The following is a 12,226-nucleotide window of genomic DNA, read 5'->3' on the forward strand; positions in this document are numbered from 1 at the left end:
GACGATGACCACTACGGTTGAGAAAGTCGTCTTGCCTCCGATTCCCGCGAAGCGCTACTTCACGATCGGTGAGGTCAGTGAGCTGTGCGGGGTCAAGCCGCACGTGCTGCGTTACTGGGAACAGGAATTCACGCAGTTGCGGCCGGTGAAGCGGCGAGGCAATCGCCGGTATTACCAGCATCACGAAGTGCTGCTGATCCGGCGGATTCGCGAGCTGCTGTACGAACAGGGGTTCACGATCAACGGAGCGCGCAACCGGCTCGATTCGCCGGGCAGCGAACGCGGCGCCCCGGCGCCGGCCGAGCCGGACGTGGCCGGTGCCGATGAGCGTGCGCCGGGCCAGCAGGGAGAGACGGTCGATGTGAACGCGTTGCGGCAGGCGCTCCTCGACGTGATCGATGGATTGAAGCGCGACTGAGCGTCACTGAGCGCGACGCTCGAAACAAACAAAGCCCGGTTGGCGAAGTGCCACCGGGCTTTTTTCATGCGCGCGGGCCCACGCTGTCAGCGCGATGCGAGCGGATTCGGCTTGCCCATGTCGACGACCAGCGTGCCGTCCGGCAGCATCCGCACCGAGCCTTGCGCGACCTGGCTGCGGTAGCCGTACAGGTCGAAACGCATCGGGCCGGCCTCGGCAGAGTTCCGAATCAGCGCGCGCACATTCAGTTCGAGCACGTTGAACATCTTCATGTCGCCGCCTTCCATCCACATGTAGCTCGGCGCGTCGATCTGCGGGCGCTTCGCCACGGGTGCGTCGGCGGGACGCCGGAACGTGAGGCGCAGCCCGTCGCGTTCGACCGTCGCCTGCGCGAGTTTGCCGTTCAGCACTGGCGGCGGAAATACGGTGTACTGATCGAGCACGAGCGTGTCGCCGCGCAGTTCCGCGCCGCGGCGCTGCAGCGGCGTCAGCGACGCGAGTTCGATGCCGAGCGAGCGCAGCAGCTTCGCCTGCGGAATGCCGAGCACCGACACCTGCGACGGCTTGAACGCGAGGTGCCGGTCGTCGAGCACCGACAGCGAGCCCTTCATGTCGGTCGGCAGCCACACGCCGGGCACGTGATTCCAGAGCTTGATGCCGCCCTGCACGCGCAGGTCCTGGCCATCCGCGCTCAGTTGCAGGTCGTTCAGCGAGCGCGGCGAATAGTCGAGCAGATAGTTGTTGAAGAGCGCCGACATCGCCTTCCACGATTCGACGACCGTTCCGCCGAGAATGCGGATGTCGTACTGGTTCGGATCGTCGAGGTCGACCGGCTCGCCCGGCCGTTTCGCGATGAGCTGCACGTCGAGATCCTCGACATGGAAGCCGATGTCGCCGGACAGGTTGAAGTCGACGTTGTGCAGGTGGATCGTCGGGTTGCGGTTCGACACGTGCCGTTCGTTGAACGGCGTGGTCGACGAGCGCCGCATCGCGACTTTCTGCATGCCGGGCTGCGCCGCGGCGGCTGCGAGCGCAAACGCTTCCCAGTGCTGGCGCAAGTCGCGCAACGCGTTCTGCTGCGCGGCGAGGAAGCTGTCGTTCAGGCGGGCGGCCGTATTGCCCAGCGCGGCGCCGCTCGCGGGCCCCGCATACGACGGCATCCGGATCGCCATCGCACCGCTTTCGTCGAAATTGAAATAGCCGGCCGATACCTGGTCGCGATAGTGATACAGGTCGAACACGAATTTCTGGTCGCGCTTCGCCGGATCGACGGGGCTGATCAGGATGTCGGCGTTCATCGGCATCGAGCGCATGAATTTCACGTCGCCGCCGCGAATGTACATCGCCTGTTGCGGCGCGTTCGCGGGCAGCGCGAAGCCGGCGTGCGAGCCGTCGTCGAGCGTCAGGTCGAGCCCGGCCGGCGTCACGCGCAGCGCGGTGATCCGAATCTTCAGCCGCGGCGGCGGCATCAGCTTGTCGACCGACATCACGAGGTCGTCGCCGACGAGGCGCGCGATCGGTGTCTCGACCTTCAGCAGGTCGGCCATCTTCACGTTGGCCGCGCGCATCACCGGCTGCGCATTGATGCCCGATACGCGCACGCCGTTCGGGTGGAACACGAGCTGACTGCCGTCGCGGATCGCCAGCGTGCCGGTCAGCGAGAACGGCACCCAGCCGTCGCGCTGCATCTCGCCTTGCAGATGGATCACGCCGTCGCCGGCCGAGACGGCGAGCTTGCGCAGCGGCGCGTTGCGGTAACCGAAGATGTAGGTGTCGAAGAGTGCGGTCAGCTTCGTGTTGTCGAGCGTGACCGTGCCTTCGTGCACATCGATCTCGAAGCTCGTCGGATCATCGAACACGATCGGCGCGCCTGCCTGCGTCGGCACGAGTGTCGCGGATAGCTGGTGGATGAAGAAGCCGAGGTTGTTGACGATGCGGAAATCGACATCGCGCAGAAACGTCATCGCGCCGTTCTGGCCCGAGTCGCGCAGCGTGAACGGGCGCGGCTGTGTGAGGCTGATCGACGCGAGCGAAGGCACGGTGCGGGCGATCTGCCGTTCATGGGCGAGGCGTTCGGCCTTCGCGCGCTCGATCCTGGTCGAGGCGGCCGATACGTTGCCGTCACGCTGCGCGGCTGGTTCCGCGCAGCCGGTGCAGAGCAGCGCGAGCGCTAGCGCGCCGCAGCCGAGTGCACGGGAGGTGCCGTGTGAGACCGAGGCTGCCGCGCGTCGCGGGGCAGCCATCCAGTCGAGAATTGCCAAAGGCGTGCGATGGCCGCGCCGGACCGCATTCCGCATCGTCTGTCTCCAGGTCTTGTCGTGATCGACGTGGGCACGCGGCTCGTGCGCAGCGCGGACGTCGATGCCGTGCAGTGTGGCATAGCGCGCTAGAGCGGCGTCACCAAACAACGGGCGTGCGGGCAAGGCCGGGCGATGCACGACAGGACAATGGATTCCAGGTGGCAGGGCGGTAAGATCAAACGGGCGTTTGGTTTTGCGGCCGGGGCGGGCGGCGCGCTGAACCGATCGTCAAACCGGGCGCCGACATGGGCTGACGCGGGTTTTCGTGCGAGGTGAGCGCGGCGACGGACGTGGTATCGCTGTCGTCGCCGGCACGGCCGATCAAACCAGCATGTGCAGCCGGACGATGCGCCGTGCGCGTCGATCTCGCGCCGGGTAAGCGCACGGTAGCGATCCGCGGCGAAACGGCCATCGTCCTTTTCGACTAGGACGCGACGTGGGTTGCCGGTGCGATTCGCGCAACTTGCCGTGGGTCCGTCGGCCGAGGCGCGGTAAGATCGGCATCAGTGGCTGGATGGATCAGCATGGTGGCCGACACGGGGGAGGCGTCATGGATCTGAAGGAACTCGACGTATTGGGAGCGGATGTAGGCGATCACTGGTACTACGCGTCGAAGGCGCGCGCGATCCGTCGGTTCCTGGGCTCGCCGGATGCGAGCCGGATCCTCGACGTCGGCGCGGGCTCGGGATTCTTTTCCAAGCATTTGCTCGAGCGCACGCAGGCGACCGAAGCGTGGTGTGTCGATACGAGCTACCCCGACGATACCGACGGCGAGGCGGCCGGCAAGCCCGTCCATTTTCGCCGCGCCGTCGATCGATTCGATGCCGATCTCGTGTTGCTGATGGATGTCCTCGAGCACGTCGATGACGATGTCGGGCTGCTTGCGCGATATGTGGAGGGTGCGCCCAAGGGCAGCCGGTTCCTGATCACGGTTCCCGCGTTTCAGTTCCTCTGGAGCGCGCATGACGATTTTCTCGAGCACAAGCGCAGGTACACGCTCGACGGTCTTGAAGACGTCGCGCGTCGCGCGGGGCTGGAGGTCGAGCACGGCGCGTACTACTTCGGCCTCACGTTTCCGCTCGCGGCGGCAATGCGGCTGAGCGAACGCGCGCGTCGGCAACCGCGTGAACCGGCGTCGCAATTGCGCCGGCACCATCCGGTCGTCAACGGTTTGCTCAAGCTGATCTGCCGGGCCGAGTTGCCGATGTTCCGGTTCAATCGGATGGCGGGCCTCACGGTCATCTGCGTCGCGCGCAAGCGGTGAGCAACTGGCGGATCGTATCGCCGGTTCGGGGGCGAGGCAGGATGCGCATTGCCGCTCGCGTCGAGGCCGCCACGTGGTGTCACGTCATCTCGAAAAAATTTCGCAGGAACATTCACAAAATGCATGCGACCCGTTCTAAACCGGCGAACTGTCTGTTATAATTTTTTTCTTTCGGGGCGTAGCGCAGCCTGGTAGCGTACCTGCATGGGGTGCAGGTGGTCGGAGGTTCAAATCCTCTCGCCCCGACCAGATAAAGAACCCGCGTCAGTTCAGGCTGACGCGGGTTTTTTCTTGGCCGTCGCTTTTTTGCACATCCCGGCGCGGCCCCGGTAAAATGCAAGGTTGATCCACGGAAAGCGCCGTGATTTAGCGGAAGAGGATTCCCCGAACATGACTGATCTTCGTCTTACCATGCGGTTCGCTGCAGTGCTCGCCACTGGCGCGCTCGTCGCCGGTTGCGGTACGTCGTCGCCCACGAAAGTGGACTACAAGAGCGATTCGAAATCGAAGGAAGCGTCGCTCGCAGTGCCGCCCAACATGCTTGACGAGACGGCCGATCAGCGTTCGCTGCCGCCGCAGGGCGGCGCGACTTCCCTGTCTGCGCTTCAGCAGGTCCAGCACGCGGCACCCGCGCTGGACACCGTCGCGCCCGCCGTGTCCGGCATGCATATCCAGCGCGACGGCACCGAGAGCTGGCTCGTGATCGACGGCAAGAAGCCCGCCGACATCTGGCCGCAGGTTCGCCGCTTCTGGCAGGAGCAGGGCTTCCTGCTCGTCGTCGACCAGCGCGACAAGGGCGTGATGGAAACCGACTGGAACGAGACCCATCCGCAGATCAACGACGGCCTGATCCGTAGCGTGATCACGAAGGCGATGGGCAACTCGTACGTGACGGCCGAGCGCAACAAGTACCGCACGCGCCTCGATTCGGCCCCGAACGGCGGCACTTACGTGTTCATCAGCCAGAAGGGCATGCGCGAGGCGATCACCGGTGCGAACAACGATTCGAGCAAGTGGGAAGCGAAGCCGAACGATCCGGCGCTCGAGACGGAATACCTGAAGCGGCTGATGGCAGTGCTCGCCCAGAACGAGCAGCGCGCGAAGAACGGCGAGCCGCCGATCGCGAACATCAACGACAACACGGTGCCGAAGGACAAGAAGGCGGACACCGACGCATCGAAGGCAGCCGCCGCGGCGATCGCCGCGCAGAACGTCGCGCGTACGTCGTCGCAAGCGAACGACGTCGACTCGGCTGCGGTGCCGTCCGAAGTCACGCTCGGCGAGCCGTACGACCGTTCGTGGCTGCACGTCGGCCTCGCGCTCGATCGCGCGAACTTCACGGTCGACGATCGCGATCGCACGAAGGGCCTGTATTTCGTGCGTTATGTCGATCCGAAGGACATCAGCGCGGCCGAGCAGGGCTTCTGGAGCCAGCTGTTCCACGGCAAGAAGGAAAAGCAGGCAAAGCAGTATCGCGTCAACGTGAAGGCGCTGTCGTCCGACCAGACGCGCGTCGCAGTCGTCGACGATTCGGGTGCGATCGATACGTCGACGCCCGCCCGGCAAATCATGGGGCTGCTCGTGAATCAGCTGCGCTGATCGCGGCACGATCCCGGCCTTCGAAAAAGCCCGCCTTCCGGCGGGCTTTTTTCATTGTCGCGCGCGTTGGCGCCGGCGTGTGCGGGATGTTCGGTCTCTTCTCGTGACGTTACGTAACATCCGCGCGTTACGGCCGCAGGACAGGTGTTACATCGTCACGACAGCAGAAAATCTCCTTATGGATCAACGGTGTACTTTAGCAAATGTGCCTGGCACACAAACTGCTTTATAAGGTGGAGTCGTGAAGACAGGGAGGGTGGCGTCAGAGAGCGGGCGGCGTCTCGACCGTCCGACCGATGTCTTCAGATGCCGGTGCTCCGAGCGCCGGCGCAAAACCGATAACGATCCGCGCGATGCGCGGATCCCGATGGCCCCGTCGCCTTTCCTCGTAGGGCGACGGTTTCGCCCGCGCTTCTTCTGAAGCGCGGGCAATTTTTTTGGGGCGGCAAAGCGAATGCATGCCGATCCGGCCGCGGGATTCGTATTGGTTGAGCGCTGGGAGGGTGGGGCTGCATTGGCCGCACATGTGCATTCGCCGCACATTCCGGCTTGCCGCGGAGCGGTCGCGGACGGATCGATCGTTCCCGGATCCGCGTGCTGTGGAGGTTCGTTTGAGCTGGGCAAGGCGGCCGGACGCATTGCCGGCCGCTGCGATCCGTCAGTGCGACGTGCTGGGTACGTCGAGAATCAGGATGATCGTCCAGTCGGCATCGCCGTCGTGATGATACTGGCGCTCGGCGACGATGAACGGTTGCTGCTTGCCTTGCGGGCCGAGGAAAAGCACGTCGCCCTCCATCGGCAGGCACTCGATCGGCGGCAGCGCGAGGAACGCGTCGGTCGAGCCGCGCGGCATCAGTTGCTTGATCTTGCGAGTGGCTTCTTCGGTCCACTCGATGTCGAGTTGAATGTTGCTCATGCTGTCCTCCGCACCGGGGTGCGCACGGGTGGAAAATTTCGGTGCGCGACTTTAGCACAACGCGCGGGCGCCGCAACCAAAAAAGCCGAACCCGGTTGCCCGGATTCGGCTTTTCGCTTGTGCGGTGCCGCCGAACTTACTGGCTGGCGGCTTCTGCCGGAGCCGCCTTCTTGGCGGCCTTCTTCGCTGCCTTGTGATGCATCGCCTTCTTGACGTGGTGATGCTCTTCCTGCGCCGCCGGCTGTGCAGCCTCGGCTGCTTGCTGCTGTTGCAGTGCCTGTGCGCGCTGCTCGATCTCGGCGATCTTTGCCGGATCGGTGATGGTCTGGATTTGCGTGCTCTCTTGCGCATACGCTGCGCCAGTCAGCGCCGACATCGCGACCAGAATAGCCAGGGACGTCTTCTTCATTGCTTTACCTCCGCTAAGTGGTGATGAACCCGAATGTTGCCGTTTTGTCTGGCGACTGCAATCGAGTGCGTGTCGAGTGTAACAAAAGTGACGGATCAATGTGCACCGGATCGAGGCGCAGCGCAAGGCCCCGTTGAAGTCGCGCAACACTTCGTGCGTTCCGTCACGCGCCTGCCATCCGGGGCGATACCGTCGCTTTCGCCTCCGGCGCCCGGGGCGCCGTCAGAACCAGCCGAGCCATCGATAGACGTGAAATTGCGCGATGCCGACCAGCTCGTGCAATGCCCGGTTCGCGTTTTCCAGGTTGTCCCGGCGGGGCAGCCAGCCCAGTTGTGCGCGCCGGCGATTCGAATAAACGGGCTGCGGATCGATGCCGAAGTGGCGGAAGTCGAGCAATGCGCGGCGCATCTGGTACGACGACGCGACGAGAATGCGCGTGTCGTCATGTTGTGAGCGTAGTATAGAAGCAGTGAATTTCGCGTTTTCGTAGGTCGTACGGCTGTTCGGCTCGAGCACGAGGTCGCCGGGGGCGACACCTTCCGCCACCAGCCGGCGTCCGTAGACGGCCGCCTCGGTTTCGCCGTGATGTTGCGGGTCGCCGCCCGACATCACCACGGTGCAGCGGGTGGCCTGCTGCACGCACGTGCGATAGAGCGCGGCGGTCGTGCGGATGCGCGCTTCGCCGTCGGGCGGCGCCTGCAGGCCGGTTTCGCCGCGCCGCGTGCCGATGCCGAGCGTGATCAGCGTGGTCCGGCCGTGCATGGCGGGGTGCTCGACCGGCGTCACACCGGCCTCGGTCCACGCGATGAGCGGCGCCGCGAGCCAGCCGGTCGCGAGCAGCCAGAACACCGCGGCGCCGGCGATCGCGATCTGTCGCCGCCGCTTGCGGCAGAGCATGAAACAGATGAAGAGAAGTACAAACGAATCGAACAGAATCAATTTGATTGGGGTATGGTGTCTTTTTATGGACGGCTGACGATCTGGCCCTAACGCGACGTCGAACGTCGGCCTCCAGAATCGGTGGCGGTATCGGCGGGCGGAGCTCCCGCCCGGCACGCCGCTTCGCATTGTCGCTGCACTTTAAGAAAGAATCGAGATGGCCACGTATTCCAACGAAGCGGTGCTCGACGCATTGAGACGAGTGCAGTACCGCCAGGTACCGTGGGCGCGCCGCCCGGGCGTGTTCGAGTATCTCCGGTCGCTAGGACTGATGGACACGGTCAGGCAGAAGACCGTTGCGCCCGCACCGGGTTTTCATGCGCCGGTCGACATCGCGGTGCTGACCGACAACGGTCGAGCCGAATGCGCGCGCCTCGAGCGCGACGAGAAATTACTTTCCTGGACCGATCGCCGCATGGACGACTACGCATTGAGCGAAGCCAGCGCCGTGGCGATTCTCGAAAGCCGCCTGTAGCGGCGCGCGCCTGTCCTCGCGCAGCCCTGCGCGACACGCCGAAAAAAAGCCCGTATCGCGAGGATACGGGCGTACCGGATACTTTTGCTGTTGCCACGCTGTGCTCATGGCAACGAATGTGACTCGTCGCATATCGAGCAGTTCCCGAATCGGGGAATTTTCTTTGACGAAAACCTGCAGGTTGCCGGGCTACGGATGGCGCGGCAGCTCGGTCGGCTGCGAGCCGATGCGCGCGCGTGCGTTGCTGGCGATGTCGCCGCGCAAGTCGCCGCGCGGCACGGTCTGCCGATTGGACGCCGTGGCGGGCGGTTGCTGGCGAAGGGAATTCCGGTGTTCTTGCTGGCGGTGAGGCTGCTTGCCGCGATCATCGGCGCGAGCGGGGGCGGTCAGCGCCAGTGAAATGACAATGCCGCATGCGACGAGCAGTGACATTGGTTTCATGGCGGGGGCTCCCTTCAAGCCGCCGGCGCAGCTTGTTGATATGACGCTAAGGTAAGCGCGGGAGTGCAGGTTTGCTGTAAATAATAGTAAAGAGATGTATCGCAGCACGACAGCGGGGATCGACGACGACGCGAGCGCCGCGCAATGAACGGGGCGCTGAAAGAAACCGGGCGGCCGAAGCCGCCCGATCGAGCATGCGTTACGCCATCTTCACGGGGGCGCGCCAGGATTCCGGATTGGTCCAGAAGGCGCCGCGCAGCCGGTCGCGGCTCGGCGGTGCAGGCGGCTTCGCCGCGCTTGCCCCGATGCGACCGCGCAACGAGATCTGGCGGCCGCTCGTGCCGAGTCGCTTGACGATTTCGGCGAGCGTACCGTCTGCCTGCCATTCGTCGAAGCGACGGCGGCAGGTCGGCGGCGACGGATAGCGGCCCGGCAGTTTGGACCAGCCTTCACCCGTCGACAGTACCCACAGCACGGCATTGACCACGGAACGGGCCTCCACGCGGGGACGGCCGCGCCGTTCGCTTCGTGCGGGTTCCGAGCAAAACAGACCTTCGACCAGCGCCCACTCGTTATCTCTCAAATCGTCGAACAGCATCATGTCCTCACCTCAGCGAAGCTAACTCCGGTGCGCTGCCCTGCGCCGCGCACTCTTCAGGCACTCGAACGTCGAGTGCCGGGTGGGGGCGTCCGGTTGGCCGGCAGCGGCGTTTCTGCCTTCCCGTCCGACGAAAACCTGCGCCCTGTGCGTCAGATAAAGCACGATGTGTGCCACGTCGGAGGCGATTCCCTCGAGAGCCGCTTGGCAGCGGGCTAACGGCTAAGTCAGCTAGGGGCGTATAAGACGCCAAAATAACCCGGCAGCAAATCGGGACAATCACCAATCTTGTGCAATTCGCCCGTACCGCGTGCGTTCGCGCGAATATTGCACCGCAGCGAAACATGGGTGGTCGATGCCGGATTCGCACATCGAAGCGTGTTTCGCGCATTAAAATCGCGCATCGGTATCCACGATTGATGAGGTGAAGGGATGAACGTAACGCTGCGCCAGCTTCGCGTGTTCATCGAGGTAGCGCGGCTCAGGAGCTTCAGCCGCGCGGGCGACGAGATCGGGCTCACGCAGTCCGCGGTGAGCCGTTGCGTGCGCGAGCTCGAGACGGAGCTCGGGCTGAAGCTGATCGACCGGACCACGCGCGACGTGCAGTTGACCGATGTCGGCGCAAACCTGATCGCGAGCGTGTCCCGGCTGATCGACGATCTCGACGACACGCTGCGCGAGATTCGCGAGATCGGCGAGCAGCGGCGGGGGCGCGTGATCGTCGCCGCGAGCCCGACGATCGCGTGCCGGCTGATGCCGCGCGTTGTCGCGTCGTGCGAGCGCCAGTTCCCGTTCGTCACGCTTGGCTTGCGCGACGACGTGCAGAGCGACGTGCTGCGCAAGGTGAAGTCGAGCGAGGTCGATTTCGGCGTCGTCATCGGGCCGCTCACCGTGGCCGATCTCGTGTGCGAACCGTTGATGACCGATTCGTTCTGTTTGGTCGCGCGCGCCGATCATCCGCTTGCGGCGCGGCCCGAGGTGCCGTGGACGGCACTCGACGGCGAGCGCCTCGTGCTGCTCGACCATGCGTCCGGCAGCCGGCCGCTGATCGACGCTGCGCTGGCCACCCATCGGGTGAATGCGACGGTCATGCAGGAACTCGGGCATTCGGCGACGGTATTCGGGCTCGTCGAGGCCGGGGTCGGCGTGAGCGTGCAGCCGTGGCTGTCGCTGCCGCTGCCGGCAGGATCGACGCTGGTCGCACGGCCGCTGACGCCGCGTACCGAGCGCACCGTCGAACTGGTGCGCCGCCGCGACCGGTCGCTGTCGCCCGCCGCGCAGGCGATCTGGGAGCTCGCGCGCCAGATGCCGGCGCGGGCGGAGGACCTCGACTGACGGTGCGGATCCGGCGCGCACGCCGGTACACTACGCGGATCGTGTTCCACGGGGGCAGTTCTCGATGACGCATTCCGCAGATGCCGGCCCGGCGACGGGCGCGCCGGCGGCACGCAGCGCAGTCCAGGCGCTGCGTCCGTCGCTGATCAGGGAAGTGGCGAACGCCGGCTTCGACGTGCCCGACGTGCTGCCGTTCTGGTTCGGCGAATCCGATCGCGTGACGCCGGCATTCATTCGCGACGCGGCCGCGGCGGCGCTGCGCGACGGCGCAACCTTCTATACGCAGAACCTCGGCACCGTCCCGCTGCGCCGCGCGATCGCGGCCTACGTGAGCGCGCGCCACGGCGCGACGCCGGTCGATACGGTCGCCGTGACGAGTTCGGGCGTGAGCGCGCTGATGCTCGCCGCGCAACTGCTGGTCGGTCCCGGCGATCGCGTCGTCGCGGTCACGCCGCTCTGGCCGAACCTCGTCGAAATCCCGAAGATCCTCGGTGCACAGGTCGAATGCGTGCCGCTCGGCCATGGCGATGCGGGCTGGCGGCTCGATGTCGACCGGCTGCTCGCGGCGCTGACGCCCGACACGCGGATGCTGTTCGTCAATTCGCCGAACAATCCGACCGGCTGGACGATGTCCCGCGACGACCAGCAGGCCGTGCTCGCGCATTGCCGACGGCACGGCATCTGGGTGGTCGCCGACGAAGTGTACGAACGACTCGCGTTCGATGCGGCCGGCGCGCCGTCGTTCCTCGACATCGCGTCACGCGACGAGCGGCTGATCGTCGTGAATTCGTTCTCGAAAGCTTGGGCGATGACGGGCTGGCGGCTCGGATGGCTGGTCGCGCCGGCGCCGGTCATCGGCGATCTGTCGAAGCTGGTCGAATACAACACGTCATGCGCGCCCGGTTTCATCCAGGCTGCAGGCGAAGTCGCGCTGCGCGATGGCGAGCCGTTCGTGCAGTCGTTCGTCGCGGCGCTGCGCGATGCGCGTGACCATCTCGTTGCCGCGCTGCGCACGCTGCCGGGCGTCGACGTGCCGCCTCCGCCGGGTGCGATGTATCTGTTCCTGCGCTTACCGGGCGCCGAAGACAGCCTCGCGTTCTGCAAGTCGCTGGTGCGTGAGACAGGGCTCGGACTGGCGCCGGGGCGCGCATTCGGCCCGGAGGGGGAAGGGTTCGTGCGCTGGTGCTATGCATGCGATCCGGCGCGGCTCGATGCAGGCGTCGAGCGCTTGCGCCGCTTCCTCGCGCACGGCGCGGGCGCGCGCTGAACCGGGGACGGAGCGCCGCGGGGCCCGCGGAACGGCGGGCCGTTCGGCTCATCTTTACGCACCGGGCGAATTTGCGTAATATGGCGCTCAGTCACGCGGTTCCGTCGTTGAGCCGTGCTGTTCCGTCCGGTTTGGGCCTGGCTTGAAGTTGGTTCGCCGCCCCCGGTTCGTGCTCCCATCAATATGACCGATCAGAATCGGGCGAGCGCGTCTTCCGTTACTTTCGTCTGTTTGATCCGGTTCGTTTGACCACAGGGTCTGGCCT

The 12,226-nt window shown here is 65.3% G+C and carries 11 protein-coding genes, 1 tRNA gene and 1 pseudogene; 7 read left to right on the plus strand and 6 right to left on the minus strand.

Annotated features, from left to right (window positions below):
• Positions 1-4: 4 nt before the first annotated feature.
• On the plus strand, positions 5-418 hold the full coding sequence (locus tag BAMB_RS06910; protein WP_011656678.1) for a MerR family transcriptional regulator: 414 nt from the start codon (positions 5-7) through the stop codon (positions 416-418).
• Between the two features lie 86 nt (positions 419-504).
• Here the strand turns inward: BAMB_RS06910 and BAMB_RS06915 are convergent, their stop codons facing one another.
• Complete coding sequence (locus tag BAMB_RS06915) at positions 505-2,715, minus strand: hypothetical protein (protein ID WP_011656679.1); 2,211 nt, start codon at positions 2,713-2,715, stop codon at positions 505-507.
• A 553-nt stretch (positions 2,716-3,268) separates the two neighbouring features.
• Here BAMB_RS06915 and BAMB_RS06920 point away from each other — a divergent pair.
• The 3 genes from BAMB_RS06920 to bamC all read left to right on the plus strand — a co-directional run bounded on the left by BAMB_RS06920 (position 3,269) and on the right by bamC (position 5,581).
• Positions 3,269-3,982 carry a class I SAM-dependent methyltransferase gene (locus tag BAMB_RS06920; RefSeq protein WP_011656680.1) on the plus strand — a complete coding sequence of 238 codons (714 nt, stop codon included), beginning with the start codon at positions 3,269-3,271 and terminating at the stop codon, positions 3,980-3,982.
• 172 nt (positions 3,983-4,154) lie between these two features.
• Positions 4,155-4,231 (plus strand) — tRNA-Pro (locus BAMB_RS06925).
• Positions 4,232-4,372: 141 nt separating this feature from the next.
• Positions 4,373-5,581 (plus strand): outer membrane protein assembly factor BamC, encoded by a 1,209-nt coding sequence (bamC, locus tag BAMB_RS06930; RefSeq protein ID WP_011656681.1) that lies wholly within the window; start codon positions 4,373-4,375, stop codon positions 5,579-5,581.
• Between the two features lie 658 nt (positions 5,582-6,239).
• Here bamC and BAMB_RS06935 read toward each other — a convergent pair.
• The 3 genes from BAMB_RS06935 to BAMB_RS06945 form a co-directional block, all read right to left on the minus strand.
• Positions 6,240-6,497, minus strand: a complete 258-nt coding sequence (locus tag BAMB_RS06935; RefSeq protein WP_006758856.1) for a hypothetical protein — start codon at positions 6,495-6,497, stop codon at positions 6,240-6,242.
• A gap of 136 nt (positions 6,498-6,633) precedes the next feature.
• The gene (locus BAMB_RS06940; RefSeq protein ID WP_011656682.1) at positions 6,634-6,906 is read right to left on the minus strand and encodes a hypothetical protein; all 273 of its coding nucleotides are present in this window, start codon (positions 6,904-6,906) and stop codon (positions 6,634-6,636) included.
• Between the two features lie 222 nt (positions 6,907-7,128).
• The gene (locus tag BAMB_RS06945) at positions 7,129-7,803 is read right to left on the minus strand and encodes a YdcF family protein (RefSeq protein ID WP_011656683.1); all 675 of its coding nucleotides are present in this window, start codon (positions 7,801-7,803) and stop codon (positions 7,129-7,131) included.
• 199 nt (positions 7,804-8,002) lie between these two features.
• Between BAMB_RS06945 and BAMB_RS06950 the strand changes: the two genes are divergently transcribed.
• Complete coding sequence (locus BAMB_RS06950) at positions 8,003-8,320, plus strand: hypothetical protein (RefSeq protein WP_006754206.1); 318 nt, start codon at positions 8,003-8,005, stop codon at positions 8,318-8,320.
• 189 nt (positions 8,321-8,509) lie between these two features.
• Here the strand turns inward: BAMB_RS06950 and BAMB_RS06955 are convergent, their stop codons facing one another.
• On the minus strand, positions 8,510-8,761 hold the full coding sequence (locus tag BAMB_RS06955) for a hypothetical protein (protein WP_011656684.1): 252 nt from the start codon (positions 8,759-8,761) through the stop codon (positions 8,510-8,512).
• A gap of 202 nt (positions 8,762-8,963) precedes the next feature.
• Positions 8,964-9,359, minus strand: a pseudogene (locus tag BAMB_RS06960) (transposase); the annotation flags it as partial.
• 432 nt (positions 9,360-9,791) lie between these two features.
• Between BAMB_RS06960 and BAMB_RS06965 the strand changes: the two are divergent.
• On the plus strand, positions 9,792-10,694 hold the full coding sequence (locus tag BAMB_RS06965; RefSeq protein WP_011656685.1) for a LysR family transcriptional regulator: 903 nt from the start codon (positions 9,792-9,794) through the stop codon (positions 10,692-10,694).
• A gap of 64 nt (positions 10,695-10,758) precedes the next feature.
• Positions 10,759-11,961 (plus strand): pyridoxal phosphate-dependent aminotransferase, encoded by a 1,203-nt coding sequence (locus BAMB_RS06970; protein WP_011656686.1) that lies wholly within the window; start codon positions 10,759-10,761, stop codon positions 11,959-11,961.
• Positions 11,962-12,226 lie beyond the last annotated feature (265 nt).

The sequence above is a fragment of the Burkholderia ambifaria AMMD genome (assembly GCF_000203915.1).
Lineage (GTDB): Bacteria > Pseudomonadota > Gammaproteobacteria > Burkholderiales > Burkholderiaceae > Burkholderia > Burkholderia ambifaria.